This window comes from Hyphomicrobium zavarzinii ATCC 27496 (assembly GCF_000383415.1).
Lineage (GTDB): Bacteria > Pseudomonadota > Alphaproteobacteria > Rhizobiales > Hyphomicrobiaceae > Hyphomicrobium_C > Hyphomicrobium_C zavarzinii.
In genome coordinates, this window is record NZ_KB911266.1 from 52,516 (window position 1) to 71,311 (window position 18,796).

At 57.8% G+C, this 18,796-nt stretch carries 16 protein-coding genes; 11 read left to right on the forward strand and 5 right to left on the reverse strand.

All coding sequences use genetic code 11. From position 1 onward, the window contains the following. The first annotated feature begins 41 nt into the window (after nt 1-41). The 3 genes from F812_RS27085 to F812_RS25050 all read left to right on the forward strand — a co-directional run bounded on the left by F812_RS27085 (nt 42) and on the right by F812_RS25050 (nt 1,887). Complete coding sequence (locus F812_RS27085) at nt 42-629, forward strand: hypothetical protein (RefSeq protein ID WP_245257742.1); 588 nt, start codon at nt 42-44, stop codon at nt 627-629. After that, nucleotides 626-1,072 carry a hypothetical protein gene (locus tag F812_RS0121580; protein ID WP_156827602.1) on the forward strand — a complete coding sequence of 149 codons (447 nt, stop codon included), beginning with the start codon at nt 626-628 and terminating at the stop codon, nt 1,070-1,072. Before F812_RS27085 ends, F812_RS0121580 begins: the two co-directional genes overlap by 4 nt. A 488-nt stretch (nt 1,073-1,560) precedes the next feature. Beyond that, nucleotides 1,561-1,887: a hypothetical protein gene (locus F812_RS25050; protein WP_020088073.1), complete on the forward strand. Its 327-nt coding sequence runs from the start codon at nt 1,561-1,563 to the stop codon at nt 1,885-1,887. 86 nt (nt 1,888-1,973) lie between these two features. On the opposite strand, the gene F812_RS26710 is transcribed toward F812_RS25050, so the two are convergent. The 4 genes from F812_RS26710 to F812_RS0121610 form a co-directional block, all read right to left on the reverse strand. Next, on the reverse strand, nt 1,974-2,213 hold the full coding sequence (locus tag F812_RS26710; RefSeq protein ID WP_020088074.1) for a hypothetical protein: 240 nt from the start codon (nt 2,211-2,213) through the stop codon (nt 1,974-1,976). A 490-nt stretch (nt 2,214-2,703) separates the two neighbouring features. Beyond that, nucleotides 2,704-3,342, reverse strand: coding sequence for a methyltransferase family protein (locus tag F812_RS0121600; RefSeq protein WP_020088076.1), 639 nt, complete (start codon nt 3,340-3,342; stop codon nt 2,704-2,706). Between the two features lie 68 nt (nt 3,343-3,410). Continuing rightward, on the reverse strand, nt 3,411-4,310 hold the full coding sequence (locus F812_RS0121605) for a cation diffusion facilitator family transporter (RefSeq protein ID WP_020088077.1): 900 nt from the start codon (nt 4,308-4,310) through the stop codon (nt 3,411-3,413). A gap of 9 nt (nt 4,311-4,319) precedes the next feature. After that, nucleotides 4,320-4,586, reverse strand: coding sequence for a metal-sensing transcriptional repressor (locus F812_RS0121610; RefSeq protein ID WP_020088078.1), 267 nt, complete (start codon nt 4,584-4,586; stop codon nt 4,320-4,322). Between the two features lie 137 nt (nt 4,587-4,723). On the opposite strand from F812_RS0121610, the gene F812_RS0121615 reads away from it, so the two are divergent. The 7 genes from F812_RS0121615 to F812_RS0121650 all read left to right on the forward strand — a co-directional run bounded on the left by F812_RS0121615 (nt 4,724) and on the right by F812_RS0121650 (nt 14,082). Beyond that, nucleotides 4,724-5,155: a hypothetical protein gene (locus F812_RS0121615; protein WP_156827604.1), complete on the forward strand. Its 432-nt coding sequence runs from the start codon at nt 4,724-4,726 to the stop codon at nt 5,153-5,155. A gap of 119 nt (nt 5,156-5,274) precedes the next feature. Then, nucleotides 5,275-6,615, forward strand: a complete 1,341-nt coding sequence (locus F812_RS25055; RefSeq protein ID WP_198011256.1) for a TolC family protein — start codon at nt 5,275-5,277, stop codon at nt 6,613-6,615. Nucleotides 6,616-6,629: 14 nt separating this feature from the next. Further along, the gene (locus F812_RS0121630) at nt 6,630-8,030 is read left to right on the forward strand and encodes an efflux RND transporter periplasmic adaptor subunit (protein WP_156827605.1); all 1,401 of its coding nucleotides are present in this window, start codon (nt 6,630-6,632) and stop codon (nt 8,028-8,030) included. A 10-nt stretch (nt 8,031-8,040) separates the two neighbouring features. Then, the gene (locus tag F812_RS25060) at nt 8,041-11,289 is read left to right on the forward strand and encodes an efflux RND transporter permease subunit (RefSeq protein WP_020088083.1); all 3,249 of its coding nucleotides are present in this window, start codon (nt 8,041-8,043) and stop codon (nt 11,287-11,289) included. Next, nucleotides 11,289-11,828 (forward strand): hypothetical protein, encoded by a 540-nt coding sequence (locus F812_RS0121640; protein WP_020088084.1) that lies wholly within the window; start codon nt 11,289-11,291, stop codon nt 11,826-11,828. The genes F812_RS25060 and F812_RS0121640 overlap by 1 nt, the downstream gene beginning before the upstream one ends. A gap of 61 nt (nt 11,829-11,889) precedes the next feature. After that, entirely contained in the window at nt 11,890-13,014 is a 1,125-nt protein-coding gene (locus tag F812_RS0121645; RefSeq protein WP_198011257.1) for a tetratricopeptide repeat protein, read from the forward strand. 444 nt (nt 13,015-13,458) lie between these two features. Further along, nucleotides 13,459-14,082: a cation efflux transmembrane domain-containing protein gene (locus tag F812_RS0121650; protein ID WP_198011258.1), complete on the forward strand. Its 624-nt coding sequence runs from the start codon at nt 13,459-13,461 to the stop codon at nt 14,080-14,082. Between the two features lie 1,065 nt (nt 14,083-15,147). Here F812_RS0121650 and F812_RS0121660 read toward each other — a convergent pair. Beyond that, nucleotides 15,148-17,367, reverse strand: coding sequence for a heavy metal translocating P-type ATPase (locus tag F812_RS0121660; protein WP_026868354.1), 2,220 nt, complete (start codon nt 17,365-17,367; stop codon nt 15,148-15,150). Nucleotides 17,368-17,656: 289 nt separating this feature from the next. Between F812_RS0121660 and F812_RS0121665 the strand changes: the two genes are divergently transcribed. Continuing rightward, on the forward strand, nt 17,657-18,526 hold the full coding sequence (locus F812_RS0121665) for a hypothetical protein (protein WP_245257743.1): 870 nt from the start codon (nt 17,657-17,659) through the stop codon (nt 18,524-18,526). Nucleotides 18,527-18,796: the final 270 nt, after the last annotated feature.

Sequence of the window (18,796 nt, forward strand, 5' to 3'; positions counted from 1 at the left end):
TAGGTGCATGCTGTTCTGTCTCTCAAACAAGGAGACAGATTATGGAACACGAAGACACTCGCACTTCCGAAGCCCCGCTCAAGTCCACCTGTGTGCCCTGGAACAAAGGGAAACTCGTCGGCGCCAAGCCGCCACTGCGACCGAGCCACGTCTGGTCAATCAGGACCAAGTTGCAGATTGAGGGCAAGAAGCGCGAGCCTGCAACGACATCGAACCCCGCCGGCCCCATCGCCGCATCCGAATGGGTCTGTTGCGTCTTTGGCATGCACGGGCCGACTTCACTCGCCGCATGCTCTTGGTCTCGTCAATCCAGAGCGGTTCACTTCCGCGCAAATTTCGCAGCGTGGAACATGACGACTGGTGGCACTGCATTGGTCGCTAGCCTGGCCGCCGGGGCTCAACCAGGAGATCTGGACCAAGCCCGACAGAATGGAGGACTCGGTTTGTTCGTTCGTTCTCTCGTCGGCTTGGATCGCGAAGCAGCGAAACGCGCGTTTGACGGTTTCCTACGCGCGGAGGTACAGCAATCGAGCCCATGCCTCAGTTCCGAGATCGACACGACGCCCAATAAACGACATGATGCCATGGCCGCCTATTGCACCTGGAATCTTTCAATCCGACTCACATGAACCGCGCTCGCAGACTAGCAGCTTCTGTCCTGCTTTTGGTGATGGTGCCGTCGTTGGCGCTGGCGGCGATGCCGTTGCGCAATTGCATTGGGCCATCCGGCCATCAGGCGATTGAATTCGTTATCGATGGCGTATTGCACAGCGGCAATCACGAAAGTCACGAGCAGGCTGCTCACGATCCTGTTGGCTGCGCCGGGGAAGTCGACGCCTTTGCCGACGGCGAAAAATGCACTGACAAAGCGTTGATGGATACGGTTTCGGCGCCGCCGACAGCGCCGGACCTCAAGTTGCTGCCGGCATTTGCGGTGGCAATCCCAGTTCGCGTTCAGTTTCTCTCGCGATCGGGATTATCTGCGGGAGATGGTCTCGCCGTTTTCAACCGTCATCAGACGCAGGTTGATCCTCGCATCGAAGTGCGCCGCACAGTGGTGCTTCTTATTTAGAGCCCTCGTGCCTTTAGGGCTGCTTCTCATCGAGAGAAGCCGATTGCTGTCCCAATAAGCCTGATTGGTCAGACATCTGGAACGATCTGCTCTTCATCGCTGCCCCTTCTAGTGGGCGGCATGTCTGGGTGTGTCACCAAATTCTCGGACAGGTTGGCCTGTCATGAAATCACTCTGGTGAGCGCAAGCTCACCGATGGAGACCACTTATGCATATCGCTTTGCACACTTCACTTATTGCAACGAGCTTGCTGCTGGCAGCGTCCACGGCCTCAGCGCTGACTTTGGGCGCACCGTCGCGCGTTCCATTAGCCGGTGGCTACGGGGACGTGCACGAGATCGCCAAAAAGCATCACGGCAAACATTCAAAGCGCGGAGGCTGTCGCCTTACCCACGACGGCCTGGTGTGCGGAGGAGGCAATCACGGAGGAGGACACAACAAGCAACACGAGAAGGGACACGGAAACAGTAACGGACACGGGAACGGCAATGGTCATGGTGGAAAGCGTCACTGATCAAGCCATCCGATACAGCAACGTACACATGGAGACGAAAATGAAATCGACTATCCGCATCACTGTCGCAGCCCTCGGTCTCGCCGCACTGTCCTTGCCGGCGTTGGCCGGTGATGATCACGGCCACTGTTCTGGCGCCAACGTCTGTGCCGGCGACGCCGCTTGCGAGAAGCAGGGGTACAAGGAGCTCACGAAGGACGAATGCGCCAAAATTGACGGCGCGAAGTTCGAAGCGTCCTCACACGGGGGCGAAGACCATAAGGACGGTGATCACGACAAACACGGTCACGACAAGAAGTAGTTAGGACGGAGCCGCGCGGTTGAAAAAGTCGCGCGGCTCTTCTCGCCCACGGGCGAAAGAAAGGAGCAGTCACAATGCGCAAATTCTCAATCGCCGGCCTCCTGTGTGCAGGACTTCTTGCTCTCCTCAGTCCGGCTTCGGCCAACGTTGCCACTGGCGCAGTCGGGAAAACACTGGGGCAAGGCGCCCAGTTTGGTGAAGCGCAGGTCATACAAATTCGGCATCGACACTTGAGGCGACATCATCACCACAGACATTGGCGCCACCGCCACCATCGACGCCACTGGTATGGTTTCAGAATACGCCATCACCACCGTCATCATCATCACTGAAGCTGGCTCAAATCGCTAGCCTGGATACCGCCCGACGACACACACGTCGGTTCACCGTCAAGGAGAATGACCATGCTGGGAAATCGCAGTTTGATTGTAATAGCCCTAGCGGGCGCATGCGTGATGGCCGAAGGCCCGGCTAATGCCGCAAGCATGTCGGGACTGGGAACGGCCATATCCGGACAGACCGTCAGCGATGTCGAGCAAGTGGCGCGGCGTTGTAGATATGACAGGCATGGACATCTTAGCTGTCGCAAGGTCCGGCACAGACACTATCGGCGCTACTACTACGATCCCTACGCCGACTACGGCTACTATCCTCGTTTCTACGGTTTTGGACATCATCATCACCATGGGTTCGGACGTCACCATCACCACCATGGCCATCATTAAGCAGCCTTGCAGCACGCAAAAAACTGGAAGGGCGTGGGCTCTTCCAGTTTTTCCTCCTCATGAGGGCACCGCTCAGTCGTCAGCGCAGCCCTTAAGGGAGATGAATAAACTCCGGCAGCCAACCATAAACCCGAGCCAGCTCGATTGCATCGACGGCCGGGATGGCAATGAGAAAATAGCTCGACTCTAAGAAGGTGCGATACACCACTTTCGGCCGGATCGTGAGGTGTTCAACATCCTGATAGGCGCTGAAACGCGGAAAGAATCTCGGAACGCGGCGGGCGTATGCGTCATATTTTGCTCCGAACCGCGCACGCAGAAACGTCTCCTCTTTGAAAACCACCGCCGCAAGAACAGCGCTGGCAGTTAGCGCACAGAGGAGCATCATCACCAGCGAGCTTGTCTGCGCTCCGATGCCTGCGGCACCAATCAGGGTGAACAGGTATAGGGGATTACGCACGACCGAATAAGGGCCGGTCTCGACGAGTACGATCTTCTTGTTGCCGCCAATGTGCAGGGCGCTCCATGTGCGGCCTGCGATCGCGACGAAGATCAAGAAGATCCCTGCGTGCTCGATCTGTGCGTAAAGCAATGGATTGGTATGCAGCCAAACCGCGCAGACGAAGGGCAAGAGCACGGTCACGATCAGGATGGAGAAGGCCAGCACAACCCTGCGCCGCCATTGGACCGCGCTCAGATCGAGTTCTGTCTGAGAAAAGGTGAGTGACATGCAAGCGCCCCCGGAATGAATGGTCCATCGGTTGCTCGCTTCAAAATGCGGCGGCAATGTGTGCAGGTTCAATGCAGGCCGTGGTCATCCCGGCTGTTCCGGCAGTCGCTACTCTCGGTCTGCAGCGTCACATGACGGATCTCGAACCTGTCGTGCAGGACGTTTGCTGCAGCACCGCGGACCACGTCAGCATCCACGCCATCAGTAAGTACGAGATGGGCCGCTAGAGACGGCATGCCGTTCGTCAGCGCCCAAACATGCAGGTCGTGGACATTTCTCACCCCGGCGACTGACGTCAGTTCCAAGGCAACCTTATCGAGATCGATACCTTCCGGTACGCCTTCGAGCAGAATGTTCGTTGTTTCCTTGAGCAGTACCCACGTTCGAGGGAGTACCCAAAGGCCGATGGCGATCGCCACGATCGGATCAACCCAGGTCCAACCCGTCAGCCAAATGGTGATCGCTGCCGCGATGACGCCAATGGAGCCGAGCATGTCGCTCCATACCTCGAGATACGCGCCCTTGACGTTCAGGCTAACGGACTGTCCGGCATTGAGTATTCGCATGGCGACAAGATTGACGACTAAACCGCCCGTCGCGATTGCCATCATTGGTAGCGACTGAACCTCGGGTGGTTCGATGAACCTCTGCACGCCCTCGTAAAGGATGTAGGCCGCAACTCCGAACAGCAGCAAAGCGTTAAAGGCCGCCGCCAGGATTTCGAATCTCTTGTAGCCGAATGTTCTCCGGTTGTCGGCCGGGCGAGCTCCTATTCGAATGGCTGCTAGGGCGATGGCAAGCCCGGCGGTGTCGGTCATCATGTGTGCCGCATCGGACAGTAGCGCTAGGCTTCCGGTGAGCAGCCCGCCCACGACTTCGGCGACCATAAAGGTCGCGGTCAAAGCCAACGCCTTTGTGATCGCTGTGGCATTCATGTCGCCGGTATGATGATCGTGGCCCGCGCCCATGATCGCCTTTCAGAGATACTTTGTGAGAGACCTCGCCTGCTGAAGCGCTTCGCCGGCAGACATTGCGCCGTTCGCAAGTGCCTCCTCGAGGCAGTGGTTCAAGTGGTCGTGGATCATCTCTCGCTTTGCATTTGCGAGTGCGTTCTCGACGGCATGCAGTTGCTGCGCGACATCGACGCACTCGCTGCCAGCTTCGATCATGCTGATGAGAGAGCGCAGATGCCCTTCCGCGCGCTTCAGGCGTTTGACGACTGAAATATGAGTTGTGTCGCTCATGTCCAAATCCTATCCTGGGGGATAGGTTGTGGCAAGTGTGTCGAATTTTGATATCCTGGCTGTGCCATCGTTGCAATTGTCGGTGGTCAACGACTCGTTTACGATTGCATCTCTAACTCTGGGTAGTTCGTTCGAAAATGACCATTTGGCAACGCGCTGTAGCCATCTTTACTCTGATGGTTTTTCTGCCGGCATCCGTGCTGGCCGGGACGCCGTTGCGCGTTTGTGTTGGTGCCGACGGTCACCGTGCTATCGAGTTCGTGCTCAGTGGCGATCACCACGCCGCTGCCGAACTGAATGATGACTGCGTCAGTCCCGGGCACCCTGTGGTCGCGTCTGCTTCGCAGTGCACCGATAGCCAGCTTTTGACAGCGGCTCAGAAGCCAAGCCCATCTTCTCAGTTCAAGGCCGGGTTCTCCTACGACGACCTTCCCGTCACTGCGATCTTACCGCGGGTACCCACCTTGCCGGCAGTTTATGCTGGATCTGCGCGTTTGGCGCAGGGCATTGCTGGCGCGCGCCGCAACGCGCAGCTCGACGCGCTGAGGACCATCATCCTCCTTATCTAGGTTTCCCTTCCCCAGAATCTTGTAGGCGCGTCGACGGGGGTCGGCTGCGCTCGTAGCTCTTATTTTCGGGGGAATGCATGCCAGACCATACTGGCTTTAGATCTGGATTACTCGTGGCGTTGACGGCTTCGTTGCTGGCTGGATGCAGCTCTCTTGCGCAGAACCCTGAAATGGGCAGCCTACCTGCGCCGGAAGCCTATGCATCGGATCGCGACCTGCCGCTGCGCCCGGCTGTTCCGCCCGAGCAGCCGGTGCCCGGAGGGGCTGGTGCACCGGCCTATGCTGACACCATCACACTTCGCGATGCCGTAACGCGGGCCATTCTATTCAGCCCCTCGGTAAGGGCGGCTTTTATCGAGATCGATGCACGTCGGGGCGAAGAGGTGCAGTCTGCGGTCAGGCCTAATCCCTCGCTGCTTGTGGAAGCCGAGAATTTCGGAGGCAGCAAGGACAAGAGTGGTTTCGAAACCGCCGAGGAAACCGTCAGCTTGGCCCAGACGGTCGAGCTTGGCGACAAGCGGTTGAAACGTCTTCAGGCCGCACATCTGGATACATCCCTTGCCGGCTGGGATCACGAAACCTTGCGCGTGAAGGTCGCAACTGATGCTGCGCAGGCTTTCGTCGACGTGCTGATTGCGCAGGAGCGTATCAAGGTCCTGGGTGAGTTTGTTTCTCTTGCGAAACAGACACGCACGAGCGTCGACGCTCGCGTGAGGGGCGGCAAGGCAAGCCCGATCGAGCTGGATCGCGCAGCAGTTGCTCTAGCTCGCGCCGAGGCGCTTCAAAAGGGGGAACGGGCGAGGCTGGACGCAGCAAAGCGCAAGCTTTCCGCACTCTGGGGTTCAGCGGATATTGCATTCGGCAGTGTTATAGGGCGGCTCGGAAATGGATATACGGCACCAGCGCCGGAAGCGCTCATCACCCTTCTAGAAAACAATCCCACCCTCGCGCGGTGGGGAGACGAGATCAACCGTCGCGTCGCACAGCTCGACTTGGAGCATGCGAAAGCCATCCCCGATATCACAGTTAGCGCGGGCGTCAGAACTTTCCAGGAGAACGACGCCGCAGCGATGGTGGCGTCCGTCTCGATGCCTATCCCCCTGTTCGATCGCAATCAGGGCAACATCGCTGCAGCGGAGCGCCGAGTCGCCAAGGCGGAAAACGAGCAGTTGGCGACGCGTAATGAACTTTACGCAACGCTCGTCGAAGCACTCGGAGAGCTCAATGTGGCTGCGACGGAATTGAAGGCACTCGAGAAGGACGTGCTGCCTGGAGCGCAGCGAGCCTACGACAAGACGAAGATCGGCTTTGACGAAGGAAAATTCGACATCCTGAGCGTCCTCGATGTTCAACGCACCGTGTTCGAGTCCCGCCTCGAAGTACTCACGGCGCGCGCTAACTACGAAAAGGCGCGGGTCAGGGTTGAAGCCCTTGTCGGGCGCGACCTGAACGGATTGTGAGCTTGAGGATTGTGATGAACTGGAAGACGAAAATTATTGTCGCTGCGATCTTTGTCGCTGTCGCCGGTTTCATTGGTGTGCGCGAGCTAAAAAGCTCCTGCGCGCCGACGCCGAAAGCTGACGCACATGAACACGCTCATGGAGAATCCGAACAGCACGCGGAAGAAGGCTTCGGCACTAAAGTCTGTGAAGATGGAGTTATCGGAGCCATTCAGGATACGCTGGGTTTTGGCGATAAGCCCGCTGCTATGCCGACCGCCGCTCCCAACGAGGGCGACGGTCACCAGCATTCCGACGGCGAGAAAGCGGCAGGTGGAAAAGACGAGCACGGTCACGCGCACGGAGAAGGTGAAGAGAGCGGTGAAGGGCTGATCAAGCTCAGCGCCGCGCAAATCGAAGCCGCTAGTATCGACATGTCGCCGGTGACGTCGGGCAAGCTGGTCAAGGAGGTTTCCGTTCCTGGTCGTATCGCCATCAACGCTGATGGCCAGGCAAAAATCGTCCCCAAACTCTCTGGCACTGTTGCCCGCGTCGAGAAGCAACTCGGCGACAAAGTAAAAGTTGGCGATTTGTTGGCTGTTCTCGAGAGCCGCGAAATGGCGGATGCCAAAGCGGACTACCTTGCGTCGTGGCGTGCTGAGGAACTGGCTCGCTCGATATATGAGCGCGAAGAGCGGTTATGGACGCAGAAGGTGACTGCCGAACAGGATTACCTCACTGCAAAGAACGGGCATCAGGCTGCAAAGATCAAGCTCGATCTCGCCCACCAGAAGCTTCACACCATCGGCCTGACGCATGATGAGATAAAGGCGCTTCCAAAGCTCTCCGACGAAGGTCAATTCCGCTTCTATGAGATCCGAACGCCAATCGACGGCAGTGTGACCGCGCGCGATATCGTGTTGGGCCAGACGGTCGGCACTGACCGTGAGATCTTCACCATCGCGGACGTCTCGAAAGTCTGGATCGAAATGGCGATCCCTCCGGGAGATTTAAGTTTCGCGAAGCAAGGTCAGGATGTGCGTGTCGAGGCCGGGCAGCAAAAGGCCACAGCGAAGATCATTGCCCTCAGTCCGTTGATCGATCCGGAGACCCGGTCCGCAAAGGCTATTGCCGAGCTGGACAATGCAGGTTTGGTCTGGCGCCTCGGCGATTACGTCAATGCTCGATTGCTGTCGGGTGAGCAAGAGGCAAACCTCATCGTTCCGCTCGCCGCGATACAGACGGTGGGCGGCAAATCGGTAGTCTTCGTCAACGAAGGCGGCGGCTTTCGCGCTCGTCCTGTCACGACCGGCCGTGAGGATTCTGTGAATGTCGAGATCCTCTCGGGCCTCGAATTTGGCGAGACGGTTGCAACATCAAACACCTTCACGCTCAAGGCCGAGCTCGGAAAATCCGAAGCTGAGCACGAGCACTAGGGGCGTTGTCATGATTGAACGTATCCTCAGTTTTTCCTTGGCCAATCGCTTCCTAGTTGTCCTGCTTGTGGCAGCTGTGGCCGCATTTGGCATCCGCTCGTTGCAACGACTGCCTATCGATGCGGTGCCTGACATCACCAATAATCAGGTGCAGATCAACACCGAGGCGAGTTCGCTTTCGCCTTTCGAGATCGAAAAGAGCGTTACCTTTCCCATTGAAACGGCGCTTGCCGGTATTCCTGGCCTTTCCTACACGCGCTCGCTGTCTCGTAATGGCTTCTCTCAGGTGACGGCAGTCTTCAATGAGGACGTCGATATCTACTTTGCCCGCACACAGGTCGCCGAACGCATCGCTCAGGCCAAGGGCGATCTTCCAGCAGGCGCCGAACCGCGCATGGGCGCCGTATCGACCGGTCTTGGCGAAGTCTACATGTGGACAGTCCACTTTGAGCACCCGCGCGGCAAAGGCGCCGAGGTCAAAGACGGGCAGCCCGGATGGCAGAGCGATGGCAGTTACCTCACGCCTGAGGGGCTGAAACTCACCAAAGATTTTGAGTTCGCAATGTACCTGCGCACGGTGCAGGACTGGATCATCCGGCCGCAGCTCAAGGGTGTCGAGGGCGTTGCGGAAGTCGACTCCATCGGCGGTTACGAGCAGCAATACCATGTGCAGCCAGATCCACAGAAGCTGCTCTCGCTTGGCCTCTCTTTCTCCGATGTGATTACCGCTCTGGAAAAGAACAATAGCGGCGTGGGTGCGGGTTATATTGAGCAAAAAGGAGAGTCATACACCGTTCGCGCCGATGGGCGCTTGGAGACGGCCAGCGACATCGGCAACGTCATCATTACCAATAAAAATGGCGTTCCCGTCTTCCTAAAGGACGTTGCGGAAGTCGGTATCGGTCGCGAACTGCGCACCGGATCGGGCAGCGAAGACGGGAATGAAGTCGTCGTTGGCACGACCATGATGCTCAAGGGCGGTAACAGCCGCATCGTCTCAAATCTCGTCGATGAGAAGATGCAAGCGATCAGCAAGGCGCTGCCTCCTGACATCACGGTCAAGACCGTTCTCAATCGGACGCAACTCGTTGATGCGACCGTTAGGACCGTGGCAAAGAACCTGGCTGAAGGCGCGCTCCTCGTCATCGTCATACTTTTTCTGATGCTGGGAAATCTTCGCGCAGCGCTAATCACTGCGCTTGTTATTCCAGTGACCATGCTGATGACGATCACCGGCATGTTGGAAACGGGAATCTCCGCCAACCTTATGAGTCTGGGTGCGCTTGATTTTGGTCTTATCGTCGATGGCGCCGTCATCATCACCGAGAACGCGCTCAGGCGGCTCGCAGAACGGCAACATCATGAAGGACGCTTGCTAACGCTTGAGGAGCGGCTTCACGAGGTGATGGTTGCGAGTAAGGAGATGATCCAGCCCACGGTCTTCGGCCAGATCATCATCATCACCGTCTACTTCCCCCTTCTTACCTTCACCGGCGTCGAGGGAAAGATGTTCGAGCCGATGGGCCTGACGGTCATCATCGCTCTGGTATGCGCTTTCGTTCTTTCGCTCACGTTTGTGCCGGCCATGCTCGCAATCTTCGTCACGGGTCGTGTCGAGGAGAAAGAGAACTGGATCATCCGGACGTCGAAGGCGCGGTATGCACCCATCCTGAAGGCGGCTCTCAGCGAGCCACGCTTCGTAATACGGCTCGCGGTGGCGCTGTTCGTCTTCAGCGTTCTGCTGTTTACGCGGCTGGGACAGGAATTCATCCCGCAGTTGGATGAGAAGAATCTCGCCATGCACGCCATGCGCATTCCCTCGACCTCGCTGACACAGTCGACGGAAATGCAGCTGAAAGTCGAAGGGGTGGTGCGTAGCTTCCCTGAGGTCGCCTTCGTTTTTTCGAAGACAGGTACCGCTGAGATGGCGGCTGATCCCATGCCTCCGCATGTGTCGGACACCTTCATCATTCTCAAGCCTCAGTACGAGTGGCCTGATCCGTCAGAGTCGAAATCCTCCCTCCTGAACAGGATCGCCGAAGCGGTGGGGCTCTTGCCGGGCAATAACTACGAATTCACCCAACCTATCCAAATGCGCTTCAACGAACTCATATCGGGCGTGCGAAGCGACGTCGCGGTCAAGGTGTTTGGTGACGATTTCGATCGGCTCGGTAACACGGCGAACAAAATTGCCGGCGTGCTGCGGTCGGTTCAGGGCGCGGCGGATGTCAAGGTCGAGCAAACCACAGGCCTGCCGATGCTCAACGTCAAGCTGAACAAGGAGGCTGTGTCACGCTACGGTCTCAACGTCAGCGATGTGTTGGACGTGATTTCGATCGCGGTCGGCGGCCGGGAAAGCGGTCTTGTTTTTCAGGGCGATCGACGGTTCGATATCGTCGTCCGCCTTCCCGACCAGCTGCGCGACGACATGGCCGAGCTCGAAAACCTTCCGGTGCCAATCCCCGACACCGACGGGCAAAGCGGAAGGAGGGCGAATTTTATTCCGCTGAAAACACTCGCCAGCTTTGTCGTCGAGGAAGGCCCCAACCAGATCAGTCGCGAGAACGGAAAGCGACGCATCGTCGTTCAGGCTAACGTGCGCGGACGAGATATTGGCTCCTTCGTTCTTGAAGCCCAGGAAAAGATCGATGCCCAGGTCAAGGTGCCACCTGGTGAATGGCTGACCTGGGGCGGACAGTTTGAGAACCTGCAGGCCGCGCGGGCGCGTCTGATGATTGTCGTGCCGGCATGCTTCTTCGTCATCTTCCTCATGCTTTTCACGGCGCTCGGAAATGTCCGCGAGGCGCTGCTTGTGTTCTCAGGCGTTCCTCTCGCGATCAGCGGAGGCATATTGAGCCTTTATTTGAGGGACATGCCGTTTTCGATTTCGGCTGCGGTTGGATTCATCGCTCTCTCCGGTGTAGCTGTGCTCAACGGCCTCGTCATGGTCACTTACATCAACCAGCTGCGCAAGCAGGGCCTACCCGGTGACCAAGCTATCTTTGACGGCGCGATGACACGCCTCAGGCCGGTTCTCATGACGGCTCTCGTGGCGTCGCTCGGTTTTGTCCCCATGGCAATTGCGACCGGTACTGGCGCTGAAGTGCAAAAGCCTCTCGCCACCGTTGTCATCGGAGGCTTGATCAGCGCCACCGCGCTAACCCTCGTCGTTCTTCCAGCACTCTATAAGCGCTTCATCCTTAAAGGGGATGAGCCGGAAATGATTGGAGACGCACCAGCCAAGAAGGAGTTCGCCTAATGTCTACCACCAGCAGAGCAGTCGCCTTTGCCGCCATCTTCGGCTGCGCAGCGCTGTCCCCCGGATATGCCGAAGACAACGGCCGGGCTCAAAAAGACAAGGACCACGACGTTCAGGTCGCGGCCAATGACGGGCACGATCACGGCAATGATGCGCATGACCATGCCAAAGATCATGGTCACGAAGACAAAGGTCACTTTGAAGCAAAGACGTTTGCTACGGCGAAAGAGGCTTGGGCGTTCATCGCCTCAACGACAGCTGACGTCGAAAAGCTGGTGGCAGAAAAGAAAATCGAACCAATTCACGAACTGGCCGAGCACATCGCCAGTGCAGTGCACGCGCTCGAAGACAAGTCCGACATGGTAACCGGCGATGCGAAGACAAAGCTCACGTCGGCGCTCAAACAACTCGATAAGGCAGCCGACGATCTGCATCACTCAGCCGAGAAGAACGACTCTGATGCCACCGCTTTGAACCTGAAAAGGGTCAAGGGTTTGCTCCCGCTCGTGCAAGGTCTCTATCCGGCTGGAGCTCTCTAGGCCTCCGAGGATGTCGCCCTCCTACCCCCGGGCGGCATCCTCCTTCTTTGGAGGATGGGCTTTGACAAAGAAATCTAAGATTTGGATTGCTGTCACCGGCGCGGCATGGGCTGCCGTCAGCTCGTCGGCTTTAATAGCTGTTACGCCGAGCCTGGCTCGTGGCCAACCTATTGATGGTTCGACGGAGCAGATCCACGATCGTGCAGCACAAGCCCTTGTGCAGGGAAGGCTGTTGGAGGCGCTTCAGGGTTTCAATGAAGTCCTGGAGCGGGAACCCTTCAACGCGTCAGCATACTATAACCGTGGCAACGTGCGGCACCTGCGCCGGGAGTTCGAGCTCGCCCTGGAAGATTTCACGTCGGCCATTAAGTACCGCCCCGGGTTCGCCGCAGCGTTTATGAACCGAGGCGTGGTCAACTCAAACCTTAGTCGCCTCGATGACGCACTTTCCGATCTCGACAAAGCGGCCGAGTTTGATCCCTCTAATCCAGACGTGTTCTTCAATCGCGCTATCGTTCAGGTGAAACGCGATGCGATGGAGAGCGCGCTATCCGACTACGAGAAAATAGTTCAGCTTGATGGGTCCGTCGCAGGAGTGGCTCAAGCCCGGCTTAGATTGAGCGCGCTTCTAACCCAGGTTGACGAGCTAGCTGTTGTCGGAAGGGAACGTACACGCCGCATCGTCGCGGAAATCGATCATGCAAGGTCCGTGGAGGCTGTGCTGGCATTTGCGGAGCGGACCTGCATCCGGCTTGGCGATGACCATCAGGCACTAGTCAACGTTGCCCAACTGGATGGCTGGACCAGCGCGACCGCAGCGCAGCTGGCTCGGGGAAGCACAGCAAACCATAAGCTGACTGCTGGTTGGATGGCGACGAACAATCTCGGAAGCATCGCTATCGTGCAATCCCAATCCGTTCCTGAACCTCACTTGGTCTCTTGCTCCATCACGGCCAAGCTTGGCGACCAACATTGGTTTGAGGACTTGGCGACGCTATTCAGCAGCAAATTTGGAGCGCCCAGTCTGGTTATTCGAGAGTTCGATGACAAGAGAGTGAGCCAGCAGGTTGTGGTTAGAGAGGATCAAGCTCGGGTGGAGGTAATCCTGCAGCAAACGACTGTGGGGAACCTAGTCACGGTCGGCACGAGGCACAGTCGGGAATCCACGCGTGATGCAGCCAAGTAGTTGTTAAGTTGAGAGAGAGGATCTGATGACAGTCCGAATGTTCTTCATTGGTTGTTTCGTGTGGATGCAATTCCTGGTGGGCACGCAGCTAGCTGCCGCTCATGAGATGCCATGGGCGTCAGGAGACAGTCGCATGAAGGGTTTTGGGCGCTGCGCAAAAGGCCCATGCCAGAAGCGTTACAACTTTGCCGACAGCATGCCGCATCATCATCATGGTCTCTGTGTGGTGATAGGGTCTGCTGTTCATTCCCCGCTCGAAAGCTGCGCGAATCGTGCGCGCAATTTACCCGGTTTGTAGGAGCGCAGGGTAGTGACCGGGATTTGCGACGACACACGCGTTGCGCAGCGTCGATGCGAAACGCGACGAACGCTAGCTCGAGGCATTGCCACCTCTAAATTGCAATGAAGGAACGACGGAAGGGCCTATCTGCTGCTCTGGATGACATGCAGGAGCGTGAAGATCCAACAGGCATGCTTGAACTCGATGGCGCAGCACGCGGCTATCGGCAAACCTTGAGGATTGTCATCGCCATCTCGGGGGCCATGTTCGCGCTCGAAACCATAGCCGGCTATCTGTGGGACTCGCATACGCTGCGGGCGGACGCGCTGGACTTTTTGGACGACGCGTTGATCTATGCCCTAAGTCTCGCGGTCATTGGCGTCGATACCCGCACTCGCCTGGCCGTTGCGCTGTGCAAGGCCGGGATTATGTGTGCGATGAGTCTGTTAGTGTTAGGCTCGGCTCTATTTCACATATTCACGCCTGAGCTTCCTCGCGCGGATGTCATAGGTGCGGTCGGTGTTCTTGGCCTAGCGTCAAATTTGACGTGCCTCGTTCTCTTGTCAGTTCATAGGACAGGTCAACAGAATCTACGTGCAGACGGAACCGCTCCCCGCCCCGATATCGCGGGAAATATCACTGTTATCGTGACTGCTGGCGCAGTTTGGTTGTTCGATTCTGCCTGGCCTGACCTTTTTGTTGCGATCGCCGCTTGCTTGCAAATGCTCAAATCGAACGCGCCGGTAATGCGAAGGACCGTTCAAACGTATTGCAGCAGCCGGAGGTGACAATATCCAGCCGAGTGTTAAGTGAACCATAGGGTAGGGTGTTCCGGTCTGTTGTTGACCGGCAATTCCAACCGGGGTTTCAGGATGGGCTCGCTGCTTACGCGGGGCTGCGTCCGACCCACATCTAACCAAATCGACAACAGCCAACGTAAGTCGGCCCGATAGTCTTTGAATTTGCCAATGCATTCGACTGCACTGCATGGGTTTCACTCCAGCGCGCGGGAGGACCTGAAGAGGCGGCGCGGAGCTGGAAGTGCTGCAGTAGCCCATGAGCACCGCTCCGCTGACCTCGTCGGAAAGAACTTCATGATTTAGTGCAACCGTTCCGCAGGTCGCGGCTTGACCGCATGTGCGATTCACGATCATGGGCGAAGTGCAATTCACCGTTCGGATATAGTCTGCTGTTTCCGTGCTCGGAGTTCTGACGCGTACGGCAACTCAGAAAGCGGCACAATCGATGACTTGGTCTCCAAGCGTACGCGTCGCTACCGGTACTTTTTTGGCACTCATTCTGATGTCGCCTATCGTGGCGGCAGAGGACAATCGGCTCGCCGCCGGTATCCAAGACAACTCATTCCTGATGGAGGAAGCATGTAATCAGGAGCCAAGTGTCGGACGGCACATCAACACTTTTCGCCGCCTGGATGGCAATTGGTTTTGCAGCTTCACCGACGAGTGGCCTCTCGTAACTCAACTGCATCAAGTCTCGATCTCGGTCCCATACTCTTGGCTATGAGATCAGGGCGATGACGCCAGCGGCTTCGGCGATCTGCAGCTCAACTACTGCTGTCAGCTGAGACTGCGCAAAGGCCAGCAGTTGCCCCTCGGCCCACACTGATTTTGCCGACCGGAGATGAAGGCAAAGGGCTCGGAGAGGGATCGACAGGCTTTCAGTTTAATCTTCCTATCAAGATCGTCTCGGATCGGGTGACGCTGAATGGAAATGCAGGCTTCACCACATATTTCAACGTCCACGGAGAACAGCCGAGCGCCTACAATCTCGGCGGCAGCGTCGCCTTCCTCCTACTAACGAACAAACGGCCTGCCAAACTGCGACAATGTCGCCTACGACGAAATCTCTTTCTCGCCCCGACCTGGATTGAGCAGCCGCAGCGCATTTAACGTAACAAGCACCGTAGCGCCGGTGTCGGCCATGATAGCAGGCCAGAGCCCTGTGATGCCGAGTAATGTGGTGACGAGGAACACCGCCTTAAGTCCGAGGGCGATGGTGATATTCTGCCAGATGTTGCCCATTGTCCGCTTGGAGAGCTCGATCATAGCGGCAACGTCTCGCACGCGGCCGTGCAGCACTGCGGCATCGGCCGTCTCGAGCGCTACATCGCTGCCTCCGCCCATCGCAATACCGATGTCTGCTGCCGCGAGGGCCGGGGCATCGTTGATGCCGTCCCCAACTTTGGCCACGGTGCGGCCTTCCGACTGAAGTTCGGAAACTATGCGCAGCTTATCCTCCGGCAGGAGCTCGGCGCGCGCCTCCATAGCAAGCGACTTAGCGATAGCGGTTGCGGTGCGTGTATTGTCGCCGGTGAGCATCACGGCTGGGATGCCCATCTGATTCAGGGCGGCGATCCCTGCGACGGCATCGGCACGTGGCTCGTCGCGCATGGCGATGACGCCCGCCACATCCTTGTCGACGACGAGGACAGATACGGTTTTTCCCTCGTCGTTGAGGCGACCGATCCTCGCCGACAGATCATCCGGCAGCATAGCCCGCTTGCGCGCAGCGCCGGGCGAGCCGAGAAAGACCTCGCGGCCGTCGATTGTGCCAACCACGCCCTCGCCACCGATCGCGCCGGTGTTGCTGGCGGCATTGGGCGCAATTCCGTCGTGTGAGGCACGTGCCAATATCGCCTTCGCGAGCGGATGGCTGGAACCGGCTTCGAGTGAGGCAGCAAGTGCAAGGAGTTCGCCTTCGCTGCGGTCAACCGAAATGACGTCCGTGACCTGCGGCTTGCCTTCGGTCAAGGTACCTGTCTTGTCGAAAGCAACCGTCGTGACGTTGCGCAGATTTTCCAGCACCGCGCCGCCCTTCATCAGCAGCCCACGCCGTGCGCCGTTCGAGAGGCCTGCCGCGATTGCGGCGGGCGTCGAAATAACGAGGGCACACGGGCATCCGATCAACAGGATCGCAAGGCCTTTGTAAATCCATGGACTCCAGGGTGCCCCAGTCAGCAGAGGTGGAGCAATCGCGACCAGGGCACCGAGCGCCAGCACCGCTGGCGTGTAGTACTTGGAGAACTGGTCGATGAAGCGTTGTGTCGGCGCCTTCGCTTCGTGCGCTTCCTCGACCAGCTTGACGATGCGCGCAATGGTGTTGTCGGCCGCCGCCGCCGTGACGCGCAGTCTCAGTGAATTGTTCTGGTTGATGGTCCCGGCGAACGCGCGATCTCCGACGCGCTTGCGTTTCGGTGTCGATTCACCCGTGACCGGCGCCTCGTCAATCGCGCTATCGCCCTCGACGATGTCGCCGTCGGCCGGGATGCGATCGCCAGGGCGCACGAGAATGATGTCTCCGACCGCGAGGGTGTCAGCTTGCACTTCGGCAGTCCTGCCGTTGCGTTCGACAAGCGCGGTTTTGGGCACCAGCTTGGTCAGGTCCGAGATGCTTGCACGTGCGCGTCCTGCGGCCACGCCTTCCAGCAGCTCACCCACGAGAAAGAGGAACACGACGGCAGCGGCTTCCTCGGCGGCATTAATCGCAATCGCGCCGACGGCGGCAATCGTCATCAGAGTTTCGATGGTGAACGGCATGCCGATGCGGGCAGCCGAAATGGCGCGCCGGGCGATGGGAATGAGGCCGACTGCCATGGCGAGGATGAAGCCCCATGGTGCGGTCGCCGGGACAAGCCTGCCGGCGGCCCACGCCAGGGCAACCGCGATGCCGCAAGCGATCGTGAGACGGCCCTTTGGTGTTCCGTACCACTGCTTGTTGGTCGGTTGATAAGCATCGCCGTGAAGCGGCCCCGTCCGATCGCTTTTTTCGCCAATGCCCGCCGGTTCCGGCGCAGGCACGTCCTCGCTGTCTCGCTCACGCTTCGCGACGGTGTTCAGAGGCTGAATCGTATAGCCGAGAGGCGTGACCGCCGTAGCCAGCGCATCGTCGAGTCCCGGCTTATCGCGGTGCTTCACCCTCATGGTGCCTGAGGCAACAGACACATCGACATCCGACACTTCGGGCAATCTACGCACGGCGCGGTCGATTTTCGCGGCGCAACCCGCGCAATCCATGCCGCCGATGCGATACCGAGTTTCAATTATGTCAACCATGGCAGCCTCCGAGGCGGGGTCATTGACTTGGCCAGAGCCCTACAACCTCTAGCCACCAGAAAAGCAAGAGAATAGTTACTGAGGAATGCCTGCTTGTCGGCGAGACCGCGCTGGCCGGAGAAGCCCCACCACTGCCCTGTGCTTGTGCTGTGCCCTGTGCGCAACATGAGTGTGCTGACGCATTAAATACCTACGCTATTGCGATTGAATTCGTGCACGGAGGTTGTGCAGAATGGTGGTCCTATAGGTCGTGTGATCAGTTCCTTGCATCTCAATTGTGAGGGAATTCATGAGGCACGCTTCCAAGCTTTGGCTATCACAAACTGCTGCGGCACTTTTGGGGGTGTCAGGTGTTCAGGCCGGGCAAGACGCTAATTTCATTCTCTATAACCAACATATGGAGGAGAAAGGCGCTCTGGATGTCGAGGTTTATTCCGATTTCAGCCATGTAGGCGACGGTGAGGCAAACTACACAGCACAGCTTTTCGAGATTGAGTACGGCGTCACCGACCTTTTCACGACTGCAATTTATCTTGAGGGCGTGAAAAATTACGACGCGGGCGAGAATTACGATTTCGGGAGCTTCCGTTTCGAAAACCGATTTCGGCTCTTTCGAGGCGAGACACTGTTAAATCCAGTTCTCTACGCGGAGTATGAATACAAGAAGCCGAACAGCCGCTTCATCCGCTCCGTGGTCGGTCGGACAGATGGCGAGGAGGAGGAAGCGGAGGCTGGCGAGGAAGAAAGCGAGCACGAGCTAGAAAGCAAGCTCATCCTCGGCCGGGACTTAACGAGCAATCTGAACGTCGCGTTCAATACTATCCAAGAAGTCAACTTCGGAGATGGTTTGTGGTCGTTCGGGTATGCGGCTGGGCTCAACTACGTGTTCTTCCGCGCCTATGAGGGGTCCGAAGTGTCCAGCACCTCGAGTGAAACCGGCCTAGAGAAGATGACGCTCGGCGTTGAGCTGTACGGCGGCCTCGGCGACTCGCACAAAGGTCTTACGCTCAACGGTAGCAGCACGGAACAGTACGCGGGGATCAACCTGCGCTTCGATTGCAAAAACGAAACGCACTTCGGCGTCGGCGGCGCCTTTGGTCTGACCGATGACAGCGAGGATGCAATTTTGCGGTTAACCGCCGGCTATGAATTCGAGTGATTAGTAGGGCGCTGTAACTTGTTTGGCACGCGAGCGATTGGCCGTGCGCCTTGTCCCTAATTCGCATGACGCAGCGGATTTCTCCTTCGGAAGGGCGCCTCACCGCATTATCTGTGCGAACGTCGCTAAGATTCACGGTTTGACAGTCACTGTTTCGATCATCGCCGCACCCGAAGGGCGAAGGAGTACTTCGTCACGATCGACGGAGTGATGGCAAGGCAGGTCACTACAATTTTTGTGGCAACGTCCGCTTTCTCGGCACGACGGTCA